Here is a 21,615-nt window from a genome sequence, read left to right as displayed (position 1 = left end):
TGACAATCCGCCAGATTGTTTACCGAATAAAGGGCGACAGCGTCAAATAGAACCGACCATTAACCCGTTGGCAGCGTATGTTTCATGCCATTGGTTTAATAGCGAATGAGGGTCCTGGGTCACGCCCATCCAAACCATGCGCTCTGAGTCAACTCTGAACATACGAACCAGCCAGGCATTGCCAACCTTTTTCTTGGAAAGGGTATTGATGGCACCAGGGAAGGCCACCCAAAGCGGCGCATAACTACCTTCTGGATAAGCCTTGTTATTTTTAAGCGGTTCGATCAGCAGCACATGACTGACATGCTCCCTCTTTAACAAACGCACCATGCCAACGATATCGCTGGCACCGGCCATTTCAATAAGCGAGGAATTGCTGCTCACAATCTCAACATTGCGCCCAACCAAAGACCGAACGAACTGTTCATTTACCGGGGGGTTAAGGCCATCCCCTTCGGCACTTACTACCATGATTTTGTTGATTTCCCCTTCATCCTTGAATTGATTGAAGGAGCTAACTTGGGAAGACTGCGCGCAGCCTCCGAGCATGATGAGACTGGCGACAAAAGTAATAAAACGCATAAGTTGTTACGTCCTGTATAAAAGTCCATGTAAAAGAGACAGTGATGGTACAAAAAAAGGCAAGAACAATAAACAACAAAACAAAAATGCCAAGGCCAATTTATTAAAAAACCGGTCTTGGGTACGACCGGTTCTTTCGCTTACCTCAGGCGTCTCAGGCCATCAGCTTTTCCACCATCAGGATGATGGAGTGGATCACCTTGATGTGAATTTCCTGGATGCGGTCGGCGTAACCAAAATGCGGCACCCGCACTTCCACGTCGGCCATACCGGCCAGCTTACCGCCGTCTTTTCCGGTCAGCAGGATAACCTTCATACCCTTGGCCTTGGCCGCCTCTACCGCCTTGATGATGTTGGCCGAGTTGCCAGAGGTGGACAGGCCAAACAAGACATCGCCTTTTTGGCCCACCGCTTCGACGTAGCGGGAAAAGACATAATCAAAACCGTAGTCATTGCCGACGCAGGACAAATGGCTGGGGTCAGAGATGGCGATGGCCGGCAAGCCGGCGCGATTATCCCGAAAACGCCCGGTCAGCTCCTCGGCAAAATGCATGGCGTCACAATGGGAGCCACCATTCCCGCAGGCAAGCACTTTGCCACCGGCCTTGAACTGCTCAGCTAACAGTTGTGCGGCCTGGGATACCGCTGCCAGCTGGGTTTGGTCCTGACTGAACCGGGCCAGTACTTCGGCAGCTTCGCTGAGCTGCGCTTTTACGATGTCTTGTAACTCCATGGAACGCTTCCTGGGTGGACCGAGTGGCTGACGATTATAACCAGCCATAATCAACAAATCCTTCTTGATTCACTGAGTCGTATCCAGTAAAAAGTGGCAACAACACAGAGGTCTGACCTCTCAAGAGAAATGAACCCGTAAGGAGGGAATCGTGTTGACTCTAATTTGGACTCTGGTGGTCCTCGGTGGTGCCTGGGCCCTGGCCTACCACCGGGCCTCTCTGATGACCTTCACGGTCGCCGTGTTCGGCGCCCTGGTGGTGGGCAGCCTGCTGGGAGCGGCGTCCATCTGGCTGTGGCTGCTGGCTCTGCTGATCCTGGTACCTCTTAATATCACCAGCTTTCGTCACACTTATATCTCCGGTCCCTTCCTCAAGCTGTACCGCAAGATCATGCCGGAGATGTCCAGCACCGAGCGCGAAGCCATTGAAGCTGGCACCACCTGGTGGGACGGCGAGCTGTTTCGCGGTAACCCGGACTGGAACAAACTGCACAGCTTTCCCAAGCCGCAGCTGAGCGCCGAAGAACAAGCCTTCCTAGACGGCCCGGTTGAAGAACTGTGCCGCATGGTCTCCGACTGGGAAACCACCCACGAGCGCGCCGATCTGGCCCCCGAAGTGTGGGATTTCATGAAGGAAAAAGGCTTCTTCTCGATGATCATCAAGAAGGAGTACGGCGGCCTCGAATTCTCTGCCTACTGCCAGTCTCTGGTACTGCAGCGCCTGACCGGCGTGTCCATGGTGCTGTCTTCCACCGTCGGCGTGCCCAACTCCCTGGGCCCGGGTGAATTGTTGCAACATTACGGCACCAAAGAGCAGAAAGACTACTACCTGCCGCGCCTAGCCAAGGGCCTGGAAATTCCCTGCTTTGCCCTGACCAGCCCGGAAGCGGGCTCCGACGCAGGCGCCATTCCCGACTTTGGCGTGGTGTGCAAAGGCCAGTGGGAAGGCCAAGAAGTGCTGGGGATGAAAATCACCTGGAACAAGCGCTACATCACCCTGGCCCCGGTGGCCACAGTGCTGGGCCTGGCCTTCAAACTCCGTGACCCTGATGGCCTCTTGGGCGGCGAAGAAGACCTTGGCATCACCTGCGCCCTTATTCCTACCCATACCCCTGGCGTGGAAATTGGCCGTCGCCACTTCCCGCTGAACGTGCCGTTCCAGAATGGCCCGACCCGCGGCAACGAGGTATTCGTGCCTCTCGATTACATCATCGGTGGCCCGAAAATGGCTGGCCAAGGCTGGCGCATGCTGGTTGAGTGCCTGTCCGTTGGCCGTGGCATCACCCTGCCCTCCAACGCCACCGGTGGCCTGAAAACCCTGGCCCTGGCCTCCGGCGCCTACGCCCGGGTGCGTCGCCAGTTCCGCCTGCCCATCGGCAAGATGGAAGGTATCCAGGAGCCGCTGGCGCGCCTGGGTGGCAACGCCTATCTGATGGGTGCCACCTGTGAGCTGACCACCACCGGTCTGGACCTGGGTGAAAAGCCCTCTGTTATCACCGCCATCGTCAAGTACCACCTGACCGACCGGATGCAAAAAGGCATCATCGACGCCATGGACATCCACGGCGGCAAAGGCATCTGCATGGGTCCGGAAAACTACCTGGCCCGCGGCTACCAGGGCGCCCCTGTGGCCATCACCGTGGAAGGGGCCAACATCCTGACCCGTTCCATGATGATCTACGGCCAAGGCGCCATTCGCTGCCATCCTTACGTGCTGGCCGAGCTGGAAGCCGCTGCCATTGAAGACAAGAAGCAAGCCCTGGTGGCCTTCGATAAAGCCGTGTTCGGCCACATCGGTTTTGCCATGTCCAACTTCTTCCGCTCCTTCTGGCTGGGCCTGACCGGTGCTCGCTTTAGCGCCGCGCCGTTCAAGGACCAAACCAAGCGTTACTACCAGCAGATGAACCGTTTCTCTGCCAACCTGGCGCTGCTGTCTGACGTGGCCATGGGCGTACTAGGCGGTGAACTCAAGCGCCGTGAGCGGGTTTCAGCACGCCTCGGTGACCTGCTGAGCCAGCTGTATCTGGCTTCTGCCGCCCTCAAGCACTTCAACGACGAAGGCCGTCGCCGCGAAGAGCTGCCGCTGCTGCAATGGGGCGTGGAAGATGCCCTAGCCAAGCTGCAAGACAGCCTCGACGAGCTGCTGCGCAACTTCCCCAATAAGTGGGTTGGCCGGGTACTGCGCCTGGTTATCCTGCCTTGGGGCCGCCCGGTGAGCCGTCCTGGCGACAAGTTGGACTACAAAGTAGCCACCTTCTTGCAAACCCCCTCTGAAACCCGCAGCCGACTGGGTAGCAGCCAGCACCTGAGCCGCGTTGAAAACAACGCCGTGGGTATGCTGGAGCAAACCCTGGAAGACATCCTGGCCGTAGAGCCAGTGTTCGATAAGGTTGCCAAGGCCACCGACCGCAAGCGCCTGTTCTGGCGCCTTGATAAAGTGGCCGAAGAAGGCCTGGCCCTGGGTATCATCAGCGAAGACGAAGCCGAGCTGCTGCGCCGCGCCGAGAAAGGCCGCCTGCGCGCCATCAACGTTGATGACTTCGACCCGCTGTACCTGGCAGCCGACAAAGAACTGGTCAAAAAAGAGAAAAAGGCCGCCGGCAAAGCCGCCTGAGCCTGAACCGAAAAAAGCCCTGCAGTCGCGGGGCTTTTTTTATTCCCGGTGTTTTAGGTTGCCGTAGACGTCCCGCACATTTTTCAATAATGCATTGATCACCAAAGATTTTTGCCATTGCCAAGCGCGGGCGCCCTGTGGCATTAACAACTCAGCCCAAATAGCCTAAGCTGGGTACGACAACACCTTTGGAGGTCTGAAAATGAGAAAAGCCCTGTTGGCCGCGTTGCTGTCGGTCAGTGCCTTGCCGGCCCTTGCCGATGACTGCGCCACCACCATTGACGGCAATGACGCCATGCAGTTTGACAAGAAAACCATCAGCGTTCCGGCCAGCTGCAAGACCTTCACTGTTACCCTCACCCATTCGGGTAGCATGCCCAAACAAACCATGGGCCATAACTGGGTGCTGAGTAAAACCGCCGATTACCAAGCCCTGGCCATGGCCGGTGCCCAGGCCGGCCTTGATAACGACTACCTGCCCCAAGGGGATGCCCGGGTACTGGCCCACACCGCCATTATCGGCAGTGGCGAGCAGGCCAAAGTAAGCGTTGATATGAGCAAGCTGCAAAAAGGAGGCGATTACACCTTCTTCTGCTCCTTCCCAGGGCACTTTGCCTTGATGAACGGCAAATTCGTGGTCAACTAACGGCTTGATGCACGCTTTTTCAAACCCGGCTCAGGCCGGGTTTATTTTTAGAGGTGACGGTAACTTGGCCTTGGGATAGGCTAAAAACGCGATAAGCCAAAGGGATAGCGAAACGGATGATAAAGTGGCTGTGGCGGCTGTTACTGTTGAGCCTCTTAAGCGGATTGCTGGTCAGCAGCCTGCTGTTTTTCGCCCTTTATCGCACTTATGACCGCCTTGGCGCTGAAACCGCCATCGCCACGGTTCGCTTTAAAGAACTGAGCCCCCAGCATTACCAGTTGTTTCTGGCCACTCCCGGCAGCTGCAAAGAGCGCAGCTTTCCCATTCAAGGTGACGACTGGCGCATCGATGCCCGCTTTATCAAATGGCCTAACTGGCTGACGGTACTTGGCCTTGAGCCGCAATACCGCCTCGACCGGGTTGAAGGGCGCTTTCGCGATATCGACCAAGCCAACAGCACGCCGCACCACGCCTACGCCTTATCCCCCCGCACCTGGGTAAAACCCGGCTGGCTGGATAAGCTTCACTTTCTTATCGATACCGATTACGGCTCGTCAGTTTACGCCAGCATGGATGGCAACAAGCAGTACGTGGTCTATCGTAGTCCCAGTGGCCTTTTTACCCGTGAAGCGCAATCCATTCCGGTGCTGACCTCACCAGAGGCTTGTTTGCAGTCCCAGTCTTATTTGACCCAGGCCGCACTGTGGTTAGACGGGGAACTTCGAGACCGGTCAGTCGCCAGTAAGAATGACACGCCATGATCAGGATTTAGCGTGTTGTTTTGAATGGAAAATCGACACAAGTCGCTTTTGTTCCTGGGCACGAAACGCTCTGTAACAGCTTTTGGGAATGAACGTTCATTCCTTCCTGATATCATGCCACTTCTAAAAATACTGCGTTGCTGTTTATGAACCGTCATTTTGAACACAGAGGTTTTTGTCATGCGACAACATAAAAGTGCCATTTTGGCCCTGGTGATCACCGCCGCCCTGGCAGGATGTAGCCCTGCCCAGCAGGCAGGTCAAGGTCAACAGCGCCCCCCACAGGAAGTCGGCATTATGACGGTCCAGTCTCAACCGCTGACCCTCACCACCGAGCTGCCAGGCCGGGTGCAAGCCTTCTTGGAAGCGCAAATCCGCCCACAGGTTTCCGGTGTGCTGCTAAAGCGCCTCTTTACCGAGGGCGGTAACGTCGACGCCGGCCAGTCTCTCTATCAAATTGACCCGGCCCCTTATGAAGCGGCCCAGGCCAGTGCTGAAGCCTCCTTGGCCAAAGCCAACGCCGATGCCCGCTCCGCCGAGCTAACCTACAAGCGCTACCAGAAGCTGGTGAAAACCAACTATGTCAGCCAGCAAGATCTTGACCAAGCCGAAGCCACCTACAAGCAGGCCCTGGCCAGCATCAAGGAAGCCGAGGCTCAGGTAAAAACCGCCAAGATCAACCTCAACTATACCGATGTGAAATCGCCCATCAGCGGCCGCATTGGCATTTCGGCGGTGACAGCTGGCGCCCTGGTAACTGCCAACCAGACCCAAGAGCTGGTACGGGTGCAGCAGCTTGACCCCATCTATGTTGACCTGACCCAATCAAGCGCCGCCATCCAGGCCCTTCGCGCCAAGATGGCCCAGGGTAACCTCAAGCAGTCTGAAGGGGCCCAGGTCACCCTGACCCTCGAAGACGGCAGCACCTACCCCCTCAAGGGCAAGATTGAGTACTCCGAGGTTTACGTTAACGAGTCTACCGGCTCGGTCACCCTTCGCGCCGTCATTCCTAACCCCGATGGCACCTTGCTGCCCGGCATGTATGTACGCGCCGAAGTCAGCACCGGTGAAGACAGCAACGCCATTTTGGTACCGCAAAAGGGCGTGAGCCGCGATGCCAAGGGCAACGCCTCGGTAATGGTGGTGTCCAGCGACAATAAAGTTGAGATGCGCCCGGTCACCACCGGCGAGGCGGTAGGCAACCAATGGCGTATTACCAGCGGCCTGAAGGTGGGTGACAAGGTGATCCTTGATGGCCTGCAAAAAGTCCGCCCGGGCGCGCCGGTCACCGCTGTTGACGCCTCCAAGCAGCAGTAAGGGGAGCTTTCATGCCACGTTTTTTTATTGATCGCCCCATTTTTGCGTGGGTGATCGCGATTCTCATCATGCTGGTTGGGGTGATGGCGATTGTTCGTCTGCCCATCGCCCAATACCCCAGCATTGCACCGCCGACGGTAACCATTACCGCCAACTATCCCGGTGCATCGGCAAAAACGGTGGAAGATGCCGTTACCCAGGTCATCGAGCAGCAAATGAACGGCATCGATGGCCTGAACTACATGTCGTCTTCCAGTAACTCCAACGGCCAGGCCACCATTACCCTGACCTTTACCCAGGGTACCAACCCGGATATCGCTCAGGTTCAGGTGCAGAATAAACTGCAACTGGCTACCCCGCTGCTGCCGGAAAGCGTACAGCGCCAAGGGGTAACGGTGACCAAGTCGGTACGTAACTTCCTGATGGTGTACGCCTTCGTGTCCGAAGACGGCTCCATGGATAAAGCGGACATCGCCGACTACATCAACTCCAACGTTAAAGACGCGCTGAGCCGGGTCCAGGGTGTGGGTGAGCTGCAGGTGTTTGGCGCTCAGTACGCCATGCGCATCTGGCTGGACCCTTACCTGCTGAACAAGTACAGCCTCACCGCCTCTGACGTAACGGCCGCCATCCAGGCCCAAAACGCTCAGGTGGCAGCCGGCCAATTGGGCGGCACCCCGTCTGTGGCCGGCCAGGAGCTGAACGCCACTGTTACTGCCCAAAGCCGTTTGCAGACCCCGGAGCAGTTTCGCAACATCCTGCTGCGCACTGGCACCGACGGCGCCAACGTCTACCTAAAAGACGTAGCTAAAGTGGAGATGGGTTCCGAAAACTACAACTTCACCAGTAACTTCAACGGCCAAGCAGCCACCGGTGTGGGTATTCGCCTGGCCACCGGCGCCAACGCCCTGGACACCGCCAAAGCGGTAGAAGCCAAGATTGATGAGCTGTCCCAGTTCTTCCCTGAAGGGCTGAAGGCGGTAGTGCCCTTTGACACTACCCCCTTTGTAAAACTCTCTATCGAAGGCGTGGTGCACACCCTGATTGAAGCCGTGGTACTGGTGTTCCTCATCATGTACCTGTTCTTGCAGAACTTCCGGGCCACCCTTATTCCCACTATTGCCGTACCTGTGGTGCTGTTGGGGACCTTCGGGGTGCTGTCGCTGTTCGGTTACTCCATCAACACCCTGACCATGTTCGCCATGGTACTGGCCATCGGCCTGTTGGTAGATGACGCCATCGTGGTGGTGGAGAACGTCGAGCGGGTGATGAGCGAAGAAGGCCTGTCGCCCAAGGAAGCCACCAAGAAATCCATGGACCAGATCACCGGCGCGCTGGTGGCCATCGGCCTGGTGCTGTCGGCGGTGTTCCTGCCCATGGCCTTTATGACCGGTTCTACCGGGGTTATTTACCGCCAGTTCTCAGTGACCATCGTCTCGGCCATGGCGCTGTCGGTAATGGTGGCGTTGATTTTGACCCCTGCGCTTTGTGCCACCATGCTCAAGCCGGTGGAAAAAGGCCATCACGGTTCCGAACGCGGCTTCTTTGGCTGGTTTAACCGCTGGTTTGACAAGCGCACCCACGGCTATCAGAGCACCGTTGCCGGTATCCTCAAGCGTGGCGGCAGGATGATGATCATCTATCTGGTGATCGTAGGCGTGGTGGGCTGGCTCTTTAGCCGCACCCCAAGCTCCTTCCTGCCTGACGAAGATCAGGGCGTGTTGTTCGTCCAGGTGCAGTTGCCGGAAGGCTCAACCCAGGAACAGACCCTCAAGGTGTTCAAGCAGGTTGAGAACTACTTCCACACCAAAGAGAAAGACAACGTCTACTCGGTGTTCTCCATCGGCGGCTTCAGCTTTGCCGGCCAAGGGCAGAACATGGGTATCGCCTTCGTCAAGCTCAAAGACTGGAGTGAGCGTACCGCGCCAGGCAGCGACGTACAGTCCATTGCCGGCCGGGCCATGGGCGCCTTTAGCCAAATCAAAGGCGCTATGGTGTTCGCTTTCGTACCGCCCGCGGTATTGGAACTGGGTACCGCTAACGGCTTTGACATGTACCTGCAAGACCGTAATGCCCAAGGCCATGAGAAGCTGATGGCTGCTCGTAACCAGCTGTTGGGTATGGCCTCGCAAGACCACACTTTGATCGCTGTACGGCCCAACGGCCAAGGCGACAAAGCCGAGTACCAACTGGATATCGACCACCGTAAAGCCGGCGCCCTGGGCGTTAGCGTGGCGGATATCAACTCGGTGATCACCACCGCTTGGGGTGGTACCTACGTCAATGACTTTATCGACCGTGGCCGCGTCAAAAAGGTGTATGTGCAGGGTGAAGCCCCTTACCGCATGCAGCCTGAAGACGTAAAACGTTGGTATGTGCGTAACAGCAGCGGCGACATGGTGCCCTTCTCCGCCTTTGCCAGTGGCCACTGGGCTTATGGCTCACCTCAGCTGCAGCGCTATAACGGCCTGCCGGCGGTGGAGATCCAAGGTGCCGCAGCGCCGGGCTTTAGCTCCGGTAGCGCCATGGCCACCATGCAGTCTCTGGTAGCCAAGCTGCCGCCGGGCTTTGGCCTGGAGTGGACCGGCCTTTCCTATGAGGAAAAACTGGCCGGTAACCAGGCGCCGGGTCTCTATGCCCTGTCCATCCTGGTGGTGTTCCTGTGCCTTGCAGCCCTGTATGAGAGCTGGTCCATCCCGTTCTCGGTACTGCTGGTGATCCCACTGGGGGTGCTGGGTACCCTCATCGCAACCGACGCGCGCGGCCTGTCTAACGACGTCTACTTCCAGGTGGCACTGTTGACCATCATCGGCCTGGGGGCCAAGAACGCCATCCTTATCGTCGAGTTTGCCAAAGAGCAGTTCGACAATGGCAGGGGCTTGGTGGAATCGACCCTGGATGCGGTGCGGATGCGTCTTCGCCCCATCCTGATGACCTCGCTGGCCTTTGGCCTCGGTGTTGTGCCGCTGGCCATCAGCACCGGCGCCGGTTCTGGCAGCCAGAACGCGGTAGGTACCGGGGTATTGGGTGGCATGATTGCCTCCACCGCCCTGGGGATCTTCTTTGTGCCGCTGTTCTTTGTGCTGGTTGAGCGCCTCTCCCACAAGCTGGTGGGTAAGAAAATAGAGAACTAAGCCGACAGGCTTACTAAAAAGCGCCCTGATGGGCGCTTTTTTTATGTCCGCAATTAGAGGTCAAAGCTCCTCATAAAAAACTCTTAGCAGGCATTTAGAGACCTTTACGGGAAAGAACTCGGCTCGACATCGGCGATGCATGTCGAGCCACAGTGAGTTTATGGGAGACAGGCTGATGCAGGGCGCCGATAGGCGCCGGCCTAAGCCATCGATAGCCCACAGCCGGCCAGCCAGGAATGCCCATCGCAGTCCGGCGAAAGTTTTGTTTTAGCGGCATCAAAACCGGGATTAAACGCCGCCAGCGTGGGTCCGCGAACCAAAAACCAGCAAGGGCTTCGGGGCGCGGTTTAGACAATAAAAAACCCGACACAAGGTCGGGCTTTTTAATTAGTGGCGGAGTGGACGGGACTCGAACCCGCGACCCCCGGCGTGACAGGCCGGTATTCTAACCAACTGAACTACCACTCCGCACTTTATGCTTTTTTACCAATCGGCGTGCAACCGGTTGATACATTGTCACTGCGGTTTCCCGCTGCATCAAGAGCCAAGCCCTCAATACAAAAATTAGTGGCGGAGTGGACGGGACTCGAACCCGCGACCCCCGGCGTGACAGGCCGGTATTCTAACCAACTGAACTACCACTCCGCACTTTATGCTTTTTTACCAATCGGCGTGCAACCGGTTGATACATTGTCACTGCGGTTTCCCGCTGCAATCAGAACTAGGTTCTTATTGTATTAAATTAGTGGCGGAGTGGACGGGACTCGAACCCGCGACCCCCGGCGTGACAGGCCGGTATTCTAACCAACTGAACTACCACTCCGCACTTTGTTCTTTTTTACCAAGCGGCGTGCAACCGATTGGTACATTGTCACTGGCGGTTTCCCGCGACGACAAGAACCAGGTCCTCATCGCATTAAATTAGTTGGCGGAGTGGACGGGACTCGAACCCGCGACCCCCGGCGTGACAGGCCGGTATTCTAACCAACTGAACTACCACTCCGCTCAGTGCTATCCGGTGGTCATCCCCCCGGTGCGGCGCAAATACTACGTTCGGCGCGCGTCTAGCGTCAACACCTTTTCTTAATTTTTTTCGTCTACATCGTCAGGGCGGCTCAAATCGAGCAAAAAGCCATCATTTTCCGGCGTTTGCGGTTGAGATTCGGGCAATTGAGCCTCCTCTGGAGGCAAAGCTTCTTGGCGTTTACGGGCCCTTAACCACCACCAAAGTGTGCCAAAAATCACAGGCACCAGTGCAAAAAGCAGCCACCACGCCGAAAAGCCGGAATTTGCTGCTGGCTTCGCCGCATCGGCCTGCGGGTCGACAGGGGGCTTGGGTTTGGGCGGCGGCACCGAAACCAGGGTCCTGTCAGGCAGTTGCAGCTCCCTTGCCGTGCCCTCGGCGTCGATAAAATCCACTTTGCCGCTAACGGTGATGGCGTGCCCCGGCGTCTGCAAATAACGAAGTTCGGCCACACCGTTAAAAGGGCGCAAAATCCGCTTGGCCTGTTGGTTGTTGGCCAGATGCAGGGTAAGGGCTATCCGCACCGATTGCGGGTCCAGGGTGTCGTCGTTCAGGGTGGCCCGGTAAATCAGCGGGCTAAGGTCGTCTTGTGGCAGTGGCGTGTCGATGGTGAGCGGCAGGGGTTTTAGCAGCAGCTCCTGGGTGAACTCTTGGCTGTCAAACACCGCCGAATCGCGCAGTGACCATTGATAGTGCCCGGCCAGGGTGGGCACGTTGAGGGTGACGCAATAACGGCCGCCCTGCCCTTTGAGGTGCACCTTGGCGGTAGAACCAAAGGCAAAGTTGTCGTCTTTCCCCACGTGGCTGCTGGTAAACCAGGTTCGGGCGTCAACCAGCCGGGTAAATTCCGCCGCGCTTAAACTGCCGGCTGGCTCGGCGATCTGCTGGCAAAGCTCGGTCTGTTCCCCCACGTAACGGGGGTTGGGCCAAGAGGGTGCGCCAAAGGTAAAGCCCTTGAAGGGGTAACGACCGGTAAAGTCACCGATAGCCTGCCAGGGACCAGGCGTTGGTTGGCTCATGCGGACGATATCCATGCCCGGCGCTGAATACCAGTCCACGGTGTCGGGGTGGCGGTCGCTGTAGAATTTGTTGCCATCGGGGCCCACCAAGATCAGCGAGTCGCTGCCGCTTTTACGGCGCAGCACTTGATAGTAGGGGCCTTTGGGAAGATGAAAGACGTTTTGCAGGTACAACAGCGACTCAGGCAAGGTGTCCTTGGGCTCGGCGCCCAAGGCCTGGCTTGCAAGGCAAAGGGCCGCCAGGCCCAGGCTGGCCTTCATTGCCGCCACAGGCAGTGGCCCCCTTTCTTTTCCACCAAATCGAGGCGGCTTTCGTGGGCCGCCAACTCGTCGGCACTGGCCCGCACCACGCTTAAGGCGTCGGCAGCCAGGGCCAGGCGGCGAATTTCATTGCCGCCGGTATCGGAGCCGTCACCGCCGCTTGCCACCAGATTGAGCTTGGTTTGGCCACCGGTCATGGCCAGGTAAACGTCGGCCAGGATCTCGGCATCGAGCAAAGCGCCGTGCAGGGTACGGCCGGAGTTGTCGATAAAGAAGCGGTCGCACAAAACGTCCAGGTTGTTGCGCTTGCCTGGGAACATCTGGCGCGCCAGCACCAGCGAGTCGGTTACAGTGCAAAACTGCTGGGTGGGCGGCTGCTGGGGGTTCCACATCCGAAACTCAAAGTCCATAAAGCCGATGTCGAAGGGGGCGTTATGGATAACCAGCTCGGCGCCACGGATAAACTCGATGAACTCCTGGGCCACCTCGGCAAAGCGGGGTTTGTCCTTCAAGAACTCATCAGAAATACCGTGAACTTCAAAGGCTTCCGGGTCTACCGGCCGGTCTGGCTGCAAATACACATGAAAATGGCGGCCGGTCAGGCGGCGGTTTATCACCTCCACGCAACCAATTTCGATAATGCGGTGGCCTTCCCAATGGGGGCCCACATCCTGGTTCATACCGGTGGTCTCAGTATCCAGTACCACCTGACGATGCAGTTGTTCGCTCATAACACCTTGTGTTTGCTGACAGGCGCCGAGAAAGGCACACTTGAAAGATTATCGGCATCTTACCAATGAAAGCGCAGTGCAAAAACAGATAACCCTATATACCGACGGTTCCTGCCTGGGTAACCCGGGCCCAGGCGGCTATGGCGTACTGCTACGTTATCGCCAGCATGAAAAATGCCTGAGCCAGGGCTACAAGCTCACCACCAACAACCGCATGGAGCTGCTGGCCGCCATCAAGGGGCTGGAGGTGCTTAAAGAGCCCTGCTCTATCGATATCTGGACCGACAGCCAATATGTGCGCCAGGGCATTACCTCCTGGATGGCCGGCTGGAAGAAAAACGGCTGGCGCACCGCCAGTCGCCAACCGGTGAAAAACCAAGACCTTTGGCAACGTCTGGACGCTGCCGCCAGTTTGCATGACATCCGCTGGCACTGGGTCAAGGGCCACTCTGGCCACCCCGAGAACGAAAAGGTAGACCAACTGGCCAGGGAAGCGGCCGAATCGAGCAATTTGCTGGAAGACAGCGGGTTCGAGGGCTGAGATGGTCAGGGGCATCCTTTGCGACCTGGACGGCGTGGTTTATCAGCACCAAGGCGCGCTGCCAGGAGCCGTTGAAGCCATCCATGCCTTGCAAAAAGCCAATGTGCCCCTGGCTTTTGTTACCAACACCACCAGCGCTTCAAGCGACATGTTGGCCAAAAAGCTTGGCCAGTTGGGGGTCAACATTCCTGCCAGCCACATCATCACCCCGGTAACGGTAGCCAGGGCCGAGCTTGAAGGGCGCGGCCTTGAGCGCATCTGGCTGCTGGCAAACCCTAACCTTAAAAGCGCCTTTGACGGCTTTGTGCTGGACAAAACCCGCCCCCAGGCGCTGGTGGTGGCCGACCTTGGCAAGGATTGGCGCTATGCGCTTCTGAACGCCGCTTTTAACTACCTGATCGAGCACCCCAAGGTGCCGGTGATAAGCCTGGGCCTGTCAGATTTTTACCAAGGCAAGGACCAGCTGATGCTGGATGTGGGGCCCTTTGCCAGGCTCCTGGCCCAAAGCAGCGGCAACCCCTTAGTGGTGTGCGGCAAACCGGGCCGTGAGACTTTTCACCTGGGGGCGCGGCTGCTAAACCTGCCCCCAAACGAGGTGGCGATGGTAGGAGATGACATCAACACCGACGCCCTGGCGGCCATGGACGCTGGCCTGACCGGCATTTTGGTGACAACCGGCAAGTTTCGCAGCAGCCAGCTTAAAGGGCGCCAAAGCGACGTTATTCTCGAGGGGCTTTGGGCGCTTCCAGCCTGGCTACACGGCCAGTAACGGGCCCTGCCAAGGGAGCCACCACCCTTTTACGCTGGCGGCTCAGCGCCGGGGGGACGGTCATGGGAATCGCCCTTTTACGGGCCACCAGCATGTAGACACCGCCGAAAAAGGGTGCGTAATTCTCGCCCAGGGCTTCGAGCCAGTGTGGGGTCTTGGAGGAGAGCGGCCCAAACAGCAGGCGGTCGTCGGCCAAAATTTCAAAGCCCAGCAGCGCCAGCCAATCCTTGACCCTCAGCGGATGATAAAAATGGCCATCAAAGGGCGGAGAGCGCTTCCAAAAGGCCGTTAAATGCATCAATGACAGGGGGTTAAAGCCAGTCAGCACCAAATGCCCGCCTTCCACCAGCACCCGCTCGGCTTCACGCATCAACTGGTGTGGGTCCTTGCTGTATTCGAGGTTGTGGCACAGCACCAGCACATCGACACTGCGGCCCTGCAGCGGCAGCTCGCTGCCGGCAAAATGCAGCTGGCCGGTGGCGCCCATATGCCATTGGCGCTGCATCCTGGCCGCCGAAGTGTCAAAGGCGCCGGCCAGGGGGCCGAGCTTGACCAGGTAGTAACCGTAGAACCGCGGCCACCACAGGCTCAACCGGCACGCCTCCTGTTCGAGCAGCCAGCTACCGTCCTTGAGACTTTGCCAGGACTCAGGCATGGTGCCCGAATGATGCCTCTTTATGGGGCCAAACAGCATCGCCAACCAACCTTTCCAATCTGTATCAATGACACTGTGCCTGCGGAGCGAGCGATGAACAAGCCGTTGCCTCATCAAGACCCCGTTTTTGCCATCAGCGCCTTTAAAGATAACTATATCTGGGCCATCGAGACCGGCCCCGGCAAGGTGGCCGTAGTGGACCCGGGCGACGCCGCCCCGGTGCTCGACGCCCTGGCCGAGCGCCAACTGACCCTCAGCGCCATCCTCATCACCCATCACCACAACGACCACACCGGCGGCATTCTCGCTTTGTTGGAAAAATTTGCGGTGCCGGTGTATGGCCCCGCCAACAAAGCCATTGATGGCATTAGCCATCCGGTTTCAGAGGGTGATCAGGTTCAACTTCAAGATCTTAGCCCTTTGCAAGTAATTAGCGTTCCCGGGCATACTCTGGACCATATTGCCTACCACGGGCAGGGAATGCTGTTTTGTGGCGATACCTTGTTCAGCGCAGGTTGCGGCCGATTGTTCGAAGGTGACGCCCCTACCATGTTCCGCTCGCTTGCCAAGCTGGCGGCCCTTAAGGACGAGACCCGGGTCTACTGCGCCCACGAATACACCCAGGCCAACCTGCGGTTTGCCTGGAAGATAGAGCCTTCTAACCAGGCCTTGAAAACCTACATGGAGGATGTGGCAGAGCTCAGGCAGCAAAACCTGCCCTCCCTGCCCTCCACACTGGCGAAAGAAAAGGCCATCAATCCTTTTTTGCGCGCCCAGGAGACTGCCGTCAAGGAAGCCGCCGAGGCTTACGCCAAGGTGCCCTGCCCGACAGCAGTCGACGTTTTTGCGGCTTTGCGACGCTTTAAAGATGAAAGCTGAATTTGCCCCCCGACAATGCAGATTTTGATGAAAAAGACCGCTTTAGCCTTATTGCTGCCGGTACTGTTGGCCGGCTGCCAGATGACCAAAACCGCTCAGCAGGCCGAGCCGCTGCCGGTTGCGCTGAGCCCGGCCACCGATACCCCAGGCGACGACACCGCAGTCGCTGCCGCCGGTGATGAAACCCTGCCGCCAGAGCCTGAAAGCTCCGAGGTGGACGTGCTGGCCGATGCCGACCAAAACGGTGAGCAAGTAGCGCCCTTTGACGATCTTTGGGACGTCATCGCCAACGATTTCGCGCTCAACTACAACACCGAAGAGCCGCGCATCCTGGCGCAAAAGCGCTGGTTTGAAAAACACCCCAAATACCTCGAGAGGGTATCCAAAAGGGCCGAGCCTTTCCTGTTCTTGATTGTCCAGCAGCTTGAAGACGCCAAGGTCCCCACCGAGCTGGCGCTGCTGCCCATAGTGGAAAGTGCGTTCGACCCCTTTGCTTACTCCCATGGCCGTGCTGCCGGCATGTGGCAGTTCATCAGCGGTACCGGTGACCGCTTTGGCCTTGAGCAAGACTACTGGTACGACGGCCGCCGCGACGTGCTGGCCTCCACCAAGGCCGCCATTGCCTACCTCAAATACCTCAACGAGATGTTTGACGGTGACTGGCTCAACGCCCTGGCCGCTTACAACTCCGGCGAAGGCCGGGTACTGCGGGCCATCGCCTACAACAAGAAGCACAATAAGCCCACCGATTTCTGGCACTTGGCCCTGCCCAAGGAAACCCGCGCCTATGTGCCGCGACTGCTGGCCCTGGCCGAGATATTGAAAAGCGAACAAGGCCGCAATCACTTCAATGCGGTGGCCAACGAGCCGCGCCTGGCCCAGGTGAAGGTGAAAAAGCAGCTGGATTTGTCGGTTGCAGCCGACTTGGCCGGGATCAGCGTCAGTAAGCTGCATGCCTTAAACCCCGGTTTTAACCGCTGGGCCACCAGCCCGGGCAGCACCCAAACGTTGCTGCTGCCCAAGGCCAAGGCCGAAACCTTCGAGACCAAGCTGGCCGCGTTGCCGGCCAAGGACCGCCTGCGCTGGACCATGCACAAGGTCAAAAGCGGTGACAGCCTGCTCAAGCTCGCTCACCTCTACGACACCGACGTAGCCGCCCTTCGCAAGGCCAACCACATCAAGGGCAACCTTATCCGGGTTGGCCAGGATTTGATGATCCCGCTGTCGAGCCAAGCCCTGGCCGACGGCCGGCCAAGCCAGGCCGTTGCCAACCGCACCGCCACCCTGACCCACAGTGTGCGCAGCGGCGAGAGCCTGTGGACCATCGCCCACAAGTACAACGTCAAGGTCAAGGATCTGGCCCGTTGGAACCACATGTCCACCAAGGACACCCTGTCACTGAACAAGAAGCTGACCGTGCGCCTGGACTCCGATGTCAAAGGGGTCAACCGCAACGTCAGCTACAAGGTGCGCAGCGGCGATTCACTGTCGACTATCGCCAGCAAGTTCAAGGTGTCGGTGGCAGATTTGATGAAGTGGAACCAACTGGAGGCCGACAACTACCTGCAACCGGGCCAGGTGCTCAAGTTGCTGGTGGATGTGACCCGCTCCTGATAAAAGGCCCGCAGAACGCGGGCCTTTTGCTTTTTGTCGCGCCGGGGTTTTACCGAGGCCGCCGGGGTGGTAATACTCAGGCAAATCCATAACAACAGAGACAGTGTCCGTGAGAACTCTCCTGCTTAGCCTGGCCCTGGTTGCCGCCCCGCTGTGGGCCGCCGACAAGGCCGACGCTCCGGTGCCGGACGTCAAAGAACAACAAGTGGTTACCGAGCACAGCGTGCGCATCCAAGGTGACAAGGTCCAATACAAGGCCACCACCGGCACCCTGGTGCTCAAAGACGACAAGGGTAACCCCACCGCCAGCTTCTTCTACATTGCCTACACCAAAGACGGTGTAGACGATGCGCGCAAGCGCCCGGTTACCTTTGCCTACAACGGCGGCCCGGGCTCGTCCTCGGTGTGGCTGCACATGGGCGCCCTTGGCCCGCGTATCGTCAAGTTCCCCGACGTTACTCAGCCGGCCAACGCACCTTTTGACGTGGTAGACAACAAAGACAGCATCCTCGACACCACAGACCTGGTGTTTATCGACCCGGTCGGCACCGGCTATTCCAAGGCCGAAGGCAAGAAGGAAGGTAAGGATTTTTGGGGCGTGGACAGCGATAAAAAGGCCATGGCCGAGTTTATCCGCCTGTGGCTGACCAAAGCCGAGCGCTGGAACTCTCCTAAATTCCTGGCCGGCGAGTCCTACGGCACCACCCGCAGCGCCGCTGTGGTTGATGAGCTGGAAAGCCACGGCGTGTACATGAATGGCGTGGTGCTGATGTCCAGCGTGCTGGATTTCTCCACCATCAGCTTCAACCCGGGCAACGATCTGCCCTACATCACCTACCTGCCCACCTACGCCGCCACCGCCTGGTATCACGACGCCCTGCCGAACAAGCCCAAGGACTTGGAAGCCTTCTTAAAAGAAGTGCGCGCCTTTGCCGGTGGTGAATACGCTGCAGCGCTCTTTAAAGGCAGCGATATCGGCGCCGAAGAAAAGGCCCGCATCATCGACAAACTGCACCAGTACACCGGTTTGTCCAAGGCCTACCTGGACCAGACCAACCTGCGCATCGACATCATGCGCTTTACCAAAGAGTTGCTGCGGGACAAACGCCGCACCGTTGGCCGCCTGGACAGCCGCTTTGAAGGCATCGACCACGACGCGGCTGGCGAGACCTTCGAGCACGACCCCAGCTACACCGCCATCATGGGCCCCTACACCGCCGCCTTTAACGACTACGTGCGCCGCGAGCTCAAGTTCAAGGACGACAGCGAGTATCAAATCCTGTCCTACAAAGTGAACATGGGTTGGGACTGGGGTAAAGGTGGCTGGAAAGGCTACACCAACGTGGCCGAAGACTTGCGCCATGCCATGAGCACCAACACCCACCTCAAGGTGATGGTGGCCAACGGCTACTACGACATGGCAACCCCCTTCTTCGCCACCGAGTACACCTTCAGCCATATGGGCCTTGAGCCCAGCATCGAGAAGAACGTGTCGTTCAGCTACTACCCGGCCGGGCACATGATGTACGTGCAGCCCGCCTCCCGCGAGAAGCTGGCCAACACCATCCGCGCCTTTATCAAAAGCGCCTATTAAGCTTCGATAGACCCAAAAGCCCGGCACAAGCCGGGCTTTTTTATTGGCGCTGATCTACCCGCGCCGCGCAGGGGTATAACCGCTCAGAAGTCACAGTGAGAAGCCCCATGGATCTTGCCCAGTTTGTCCTTGATACCCAAATCCTGCCCGGCGGGCGCATGCCGCTACGGGTGTTTGAGCCGCGTTACCTTCGCATGGTGGCCGACGCCATGGCCGGGCGCCGCCCCTTCGGCATTTGCATGCCCAACCCCAAGGCGCCCCTTAACACCCCGGCAAGACTCTGCCCGGTGGGTACCTTAGTGGAAGTGGTGGATTTTGAGACCCTGGATGACGGGCGCCTTGGCATCACCGTAGAAGGGCGCCAGCGCTATCGCATCATCAGTAACCATCAGGAAGACGACAAGCTCCATGTGGCAAAGGTCTCCTTGCTGGACAACTGGCCGGAGGCGCCCTTGCCGGACGACGCCGATATCCTTAAAAACCTGCTGGCCCAGCTTTTTGACGAGCACCCGGAACTGGCCGAGTTGTACCCGGCCCCTCACTTTGACGACGCCGCCTGGCTCACCGCCCGTTGGCTGGAGATCCTGCCGCTGTCAGGCCCCGAGCGCCACCCCTTTATCGAAAGTGCCGACTGCCAAAGTGCCCTGCACTTTCTGTGCTTTCAGCTGCGCGCGTCCTTGGCCTCTTCCTGAGCCGGCAGGTCGCCCGACAGCAAGATGGCGATATGGGCGGTGGAGGGGTTGGACTCCAGGGCAATCTTGATGATCATGGTCAGCGGCACCGACAGCAGCATGCCCACCGAGCCCAGCAACCAGCCCCAGAAAATAAGGCTCAAAAACACCACCAGGGTGGAGATGCCAAGGCCGCGGCCCATGAGCCTGGGCTCCACGGCGTTGCCCATCAGGGTGTTCACCAGCAAAAAGCCAAGGGCGGTCATACCGGCATGGCCAAGGCCCAGTTGCAGCAAAGCCAGCAGCACCGCCGGCACCGCCGCGATAATAGAACCGATATTGGGGATGTAGTTAAGCAAGAACGCCAGCACACCCCAGAGCAGCGGAAAATCCACCCCCACGCCCCAGGTCCAGGCCCAAATCAAGATACCGGTGCCCAGGCTCACCACCGTTTTGATGGCCAGATAATGATTCACCGAGGTAAAGAAGCGGTGCAGCGCCTGATAGACATGCTCGGCGCCGCCACTGGCCCGGTGCACTTTCTCTGACAAGCTGGCGGCCTCGAACAGCATGAACACCACGGTCAGCAAAATCACAAAGAAGTTGGTCAGTAAGGAGCCGAGGCTGGTCAGGGTATTGGCGGCCATGTTCATGGCAGCCCCCGGGTCCATAATGGTTTGCAGCTGTTTGCGGTCCAGATGGATGTTAAGGCGGGCCAGTTGGTCCGTTACCCAGGCAAACTGGGTCAGCAATTTGGCCCGGTACTGGGGAATATTGGCGGTGAACTGGTTCACCGAACTGCCGACAAGGCCGGTCAGCATCAAGCCGATAAGCACGATAAGGAAGATGATCAACACCACCGCCAGCGGCCTTGGCACCTTGTGCCGCTCCAGCCAGTTAACCAGCGGATTGCAGGTAATGGCGATAAAGGCAGACAGCAACAAAGGAACCAGTAGATCGGCGGAGAGCTTGATGCCCGCCAGCACGATGATAAGGGCGGCCAGCCCCACTATCCAAGATCGGCTCATGGTGTAACGAGATCCTTCCCATCAGGGCCAGAAGGTGAATGAAGGTTATCGCCAGCCGGCGACAACATGATGAGTTTCTAGGTTTTTTCCCTAATACTCAAGGTAAGTCCCAGGAGGCTCTCATGACAAAGGACAGACTCTTTATCACCGGCGCCACCGGTTTTATCGGCAAGGCGCTGTGCCAGCGGCTTAAAGACAAGTTCGCCATCACCGCCCTGGTGCGCGATAACCGCACGGCCCGCCAGCTGCTGGGCCCCGAGGTCGAACTCTGCGCCAATGTGCCCGACCTCAGTGGGGTGCAGGTGGTGATTAACCTCGCCGGCGAACCCATCGCCGCCAAGCGCTGGAGCGAGCACCAGAAAACACGCATTATCCAAAGCCGCTGGCAACTGACCGAAGAGCTGGTTACGGCCATGAGCGCCGCGCCGCCGAGGGTCTTTATCAGCGGCTCGGCCATCGGCTTTTACGGCCCCCAAGACCCAGACACCTTGGTCACCGAGAGTTACACCGGCATCAGCGACGACTTTGGCCACCGGCTTTGCCAAGGCTGGGAAGAGCGAGCCCTCAAAGCCCAGGAGTTTACCCGGGTCTGTGTGCTGCGCACCGGCGTGGTGATAGGCCAAGGCGGGGCGCTACAGCGCATGTTGCTGCCCTTTAAGCTGGGCCTGGGGGGCCCGGTGGGCTCGGGCCAGCAGATGATGAGCTGGATAAGCCACCACGACATGGTAGCCGCCATTCTTTTTTTGCTGGAAAGAAGCGATCTCAGTGGCGCCTTTAACTGCACCGCCCCTACCCCGGTCAGCAGCCGCGATTTTGCCAAAACCCTTGGCGCCGCGCTGGGCCGCCCGGCCCTGCTGCCCATGCCTGCTTTCGTGCCCAAGCTGTTGCTGGGCGAAGGCGCCACCTTGCTACTGGATGGCCAGAAGGTGCTCCCCAAACGGCTACTGGAAGCGGGCTTTGAGTTTCGTTACCCCGAGCTTGACGAGGCCTTCAAAGCCGCACTGGGATAGGCTTCCCCTGGCGCCAACTCGGGGCCCGTGGT

18 protein-coding genes and 4 tRNA genes are annotated in these 21,615 nt (G+C 58.3%); 12 read left to right on the top strand and 10 right to left on the bottom strand.

The window, feature by feature from the left end:
* Positions 1-42: 42 nt before the first annotated feature.
* The gene (locus tag AC22G1_RS07280) at positions 43-582 is read right to left on the bottom strand and encodes a hypothetical protein (RefSeq protein ID WP_487316165.1); all 540 of its coding nucleotides are present in this window, start codon (positions 580-582) and stop codon (positions 43-45) included.
* A gap of 154 nt (positions 583-736) precedes the next feature.
* The gene (gene lpcA, locus AC22G1_RS07275; RefSeq protein WP_487316164.1) at positions 737-1,315 is read right to left on the bottom strand and encodes a D-sedoheptulose 7-phosphate isomerase; all 579 of its coding nucleotides are present in this window, start codon (positions 1,313-1,315) and stop codon (positions 737-739) included.
* Positions 1,316-1,463: 148 nt separating this feature from the next.
* Between lpcA and fadE the strand changes: the two genes are divergently transcribed.
* The 5 genes from fadE (at position 1,464) to AC22G1_RS07250 (ending at position 9,787) form a co-directional block, all read left to right on the top strand.
* A complete protein-coding gene (gene fadE / locus AC22G1_RS07270) occupies positions 1,464-3,929 on the top strand; it encodes an acyl-CoA dehydrogenase FadE (protein ID WP_487316701.1) in 2,466 nt (821 codons plus the stop codon).
* Positions 3,930-4,131: 202 nt separating this feature from the next.
* Positions 4,132-4,575 carry an azurin gene (azu, locus tag AC22G1_RS07265; protein ID WP_487316163.1) on the top strand — a complete coding sequence of 148 codons (444 nt, stop codon included), beginning with the start codon at positions 4,132-4,134 and terminating at the stop codon, positions 4,573-4,575.
* A 116-nt stretch (positions 4,576-4,691) separates the two neighbouring features.
* A complete protein-coding gene (locus AC22G1_RS07260) occupies positions 4,692-5,336 on the top strand; it encodes a hypothetical protein (protein ID WP_487316162.1) in 645 nt (214 codons plus the stop codon).
* 180 nt (positions 5,337-5,516) lie between these two features.
* Positions 5,517-6,653, top strand: a complete 1,137-nt coding sequence (locus AC22G1_RS07255) for an efflux RND transporter periplasmic adaptor subunit (RefSeq protein ID WP_487316161.1) — start codon at positions 5,517-5,519, stop codon at positions 6,651-6,653.
* A gap of 11 nt (positions 6,654-6,664) precedes the next feature.
* Complete coding sequence (locus AC22G1_RS07250; RefSeq protein ID WP_487316160.1) at positions 6,665-9,787, top strand: efflux RND transporter permease subunit; 3,123 nt, start codon at positions 6,665-6,667, stop codon at positions 9,785-9,787.
* Positions 9,788-10,178: 391 nt separating this feature from the next.
* Here the strand turns inward: AC22G1_RS07250 and AC22G1_RS07245 are convergent.
* The 6 genes from AC22G1_RS07245 to dnaQ form a co-directional block, all read right to left on the bottom strand.
* Positions 10,179-10,255: transfer RNA gene (locus AC22G1_RS07245), tRNA-Asp, on the bottom strand.
* Between the two features lie 100 nt (positions 10,256-10,355).
* Positions 10,356-10,432: transfer RNA gene (locus AC22G1_RS07240), tRNA-Asp, on the bottom strand.
* 101 nt (positions 10,433-10,533) lie between these two features.
* Positions 10,534-10,610, bottom strand: a tRNA-Asp gene (locus AC22G1_RS07235).
* Positions 10,611-10,713: 103 nt separating this feature from the next.
* Positions 10,714-10,790 (bottom strand) — tRNA-Asp (locus AC22G1_RS07230).
* A gap of 80 nt (positions 10,791-10,870) precedes the next feature.
* The gene (locus tag AC22G1_RS07225) at positions 10,871-12,091 is read right to left on the bottom strand and encodes a hypothetical protein (RefSeq protein WP_487316159.1); all 1,221 of its coding nucleotides are present in this window, start codon (positions 12,089-12,091) and stop codon (positions 10,871-10,873) included.
* A complete protein-coding gene (dnaQ, locus tag AC22G1_RS07220) occupies positions 12,088-12,822 on the bottom strand; it encodes a DNA polymerase III subunit epsilon (protein WP_487316158.1) in 735 nt (244 codons plus the stop codon). Before dnaQ ends, AC22G1_RS07225 begins: the two co-directional genes overlap by 4 nt.
* 76 nt (positions 12,823-12,898) lie before the next feature.
* On the opposite strand from dnaQ, the gene rnhA reads away from it, so the two are divergent.
* Complete coding sequence (gene rnhA, locus AC22G1_RS07215; RefSeq protein WP_050660887.1) at positions 12,899-13,363, top strand: ribonuclease HI; 465 nt, start codon at positions 12,899-12,901, stop codon at positions 13,361-13,363.
* 1 nt (position 13,364) lies between these two features.
* Positions 13,365-14,132: an HAD-IIA family hydrolase gene (locus AC22G1_RS07210; protein WP_487316157.1), complete on the top strand. Its 768-nt coding sequence runs from the start codon at positions 13,365-13,367 to the stop codon at positions 14,130-14,132.
* Here the strand turns inward: AC22G1_RS07210 and AC22G1_RS07205 are convergent.
* Complete coding sequence (locus AC22G1_RS07205) at positions 14,083-14,787, bottom strand: methyltransferase domain-containing protein (RefSeq protein ID WP_487316156.1); 705 nt, start codon at positions 14,785-14,787, stop codon at positions 14,083-14,085. The genes AC22G1_RS07210 and AC22G1_RS07205 overlap by 50 nt on opposite strands.
* Before the next feature lie 93 nt (positions 14,788-14,880).
* On the opposite strand from AC22G1_RS07205, the gene gloB reads away from it, so the two are divergent.
* The 4 genes from gloB to AC22G1_RS07185 all read left to right on the top strand — a co-directional run bounded on the left by gloB (position 14,881) and on the right by AC22G1_RS07185 (position 19,566).
* Positions 14,881-15,666 carry a hydroxyacylglutathione hydrolase gene (gene gloB / locus AC22G1_RS07200; RefSeq protein WP_487316155.1) on the top strand — a complete coding sequence of 262 codons (786 nt, stop codon included), beginning with the start codon at positions 14,881-14,883 and terminating at the stop codon, positions 15,664-15,666.
* 27 nt (positions 15,667-15,693) lie between these two features.
* A complete protein-coding gene (locus tag AC22G1_RS07195) occupies positions 15,694-17,280 on the top strand; it encodes a LysM peptidoglycan-binding domain-containing protein (RefSeq protein ID WP_487316154.1) in 1,587 nt (528 codons plus the stop codon).
* A gap of 109 nt (positions 17,281-17,389) precedes the next feature.
* On the top strand, positions 17,390-18,874 hold the full coding sequence (locus AC22G1_RS07190; protein WP_487316153.1) for a S10 family peptidase: 1,485 nt from the start codon (positions 17,390-17,392) through the stop codon (positions 18,872-18,874).
* Positions 18,875-18,981: 107 nt separating this feature from the next.
* The gene (locus tag AC22G1_RS07185) at positions 18,982-19,566 is read left to right on the top strand and encodes an LON peptidase substrate-binding domain-containing protein (protein ID WP_487316152.1); all 585 of its coding nucleotides are present in this window, start codon (positions 18,982-18,984) and stop codon (positions 19,564-19,566) included.
* Here the strand turns inward: AC22G1_RS07185 and AC22G1_RS07180 are convergent.
* The gene (locus AC22G1_RS07180; RefSeq protein WP_487316151.1) at positions 19,536-20,573 is read right to left on the bottom strand and encodes an AI-2E family transporter; all 1,038 of its coding nucleotides are present in this window, start codon (positions 20,571-20,573) and stop codon (positions 19,536-19,538) included. The genes AC22G1_RS07185 and AC22G1_RS07180 overlap by 31 nt on opposite strands.
* A 122-nt stretch (positions 20,574-20,695) precedes the next feature.
* Between AC22G1_RS07180 and AC22G1_RS07175 the strand changes: the two genes are divergently transcribed.
* On the top strand, positions 20,696-21,583 hold the full coding sequence (locus AC22G1_RS07175; protein ID WP_487316150.1) for a TIGR01777 family oxidoreductase: 888 nt from the start codon (positions 20,696-20,698) through the stop codon (positions 21,581-21,583).
* Positions 21,584-21,615: the final 32 nt, after the last annotated feature.

The organism is Gallaecimonas zhanjiangensis (genome assembly GCF_057624825.1).
The sequence above is the reverse complement of the archived record's forward strand: the minus strand, read 5'-3'. Positions and strand labels throughout refer to the sequence as shown.

What these genes read in the sequence shown, in the direction of transcription:
- gloB (WP_487316155.1), top strand. Translation starts at nt 14,881, where the DNA reads ATGAACAAGCCGTTGCCTCATCAAGACCCCGTTTTTGCCATCAGCGCC.
- AC22G1_RS07260 (WP_487316162.1), top strand. Translation starts at nt 4,692, where the DNA reads ATGATAAAGTGGCTGTGGCGGCTGTTACTGTTGAGCCTCTTAAGCGGA.
- AC22G1_RS07210 (WP_487316157.1), top strand. Translation starts at nt 13,365, where the DNA reads ATGGTCAGGGGCATCCTTTGCGACCTGGACGGCGTGGTTTATCAGCAC.
- AC22G1_RS07185 (WP_487316152.1), top strand. Translation starts at nt 18,982, where the DNA reads ATGGATCTTGCCCAGTTTGTCCTTGATACCCAAATCCTGCCCGGCGGG.
- AC22G1_RS07255 (WP_487316161.1), top strand. Translation starts at nt 5,517, where the DNA reads ATGCGACAACATAAAAGTGCCATTTTGGCCCTGGTGATCACCGCCGCC.
- AC22G1_RS07175 (WP_487316150.1), top strand. Translation starts at nt 20,696, where the DNA reads ATGACAAAGGACAGACTCTTTATCACCGGCGCCACCGGTTTTATCGGC.
- azu (WP_487316163.1), top strand. Translation starts at nt 4,132, where the DNA reads ATGAGAAAAGCCCTGTTGGCCGCGTTGCTGTCGGTCAGTGCCTTGCCG.
- lpcA (WP_487316164.1), bottom strand. Translation starts at nt 1,315, where the DNA reads ATGGAGTTACAAGACATCGTAAAAGCGCAGCTCAGCGAAGCTGCCGAA.
- AC22G1_RS07205 (WP_487316156.1), bottom strand. Translation starts at nt 14,787, where the DNA reads ATGCCTGAGTCCTGGCAAAGTCTCAAGGACGGTAGCTGGCTGCTCGAA.
- AC22G1_RS07195 (WP_487316154.1), top strand. Translation starts at nt 15,694, where the DNA reads ATGAAAAAGACCGCTTTAGCCTTATTGCTGCCGGTACTGTTGGCCGGC.
- AC22G1_RS07225 (WP_487316159.1), bottom strand. Translation starts at nt 12,091, where the DNA reads ATGAAGGCCAGCCTGGGCCTGGCGGCCCTTTGCCTTGCAAGCCAGGCC.
- dnaQ (WP_487316158.1), bottom strand. Translation starts at nt 12,822, where the DNA reads ATGAGCGAACAACTGCATCGTCAGGTGGTACTGGATACTGAGACCACC.
- AC22G1_RS07250 (WP_487316160.1), top strand. Translation starts at nt 6,665, where the DNA reads ATGCCACGTTTTTTTATTGATCGCCCCATTTTTGCGTGGGTGATCGCG.
- AC22G1_RS07280 (WP_487316165.1), bottom strand. Translation starts at nt 582, where the DNA reads ATGCGTTTTATTACTTTTGTCGCCAGTCTCATCATGCTCGGAGGCTGC.
- AC22G1_RS07180 (WP_487316151.1), bottom strand. Translation starts at nt 20,573, where the DNA reads ATGAGCCGATCTTGGATAGTGGGGCTGGCCGCCCTTATCATCGTGCTG.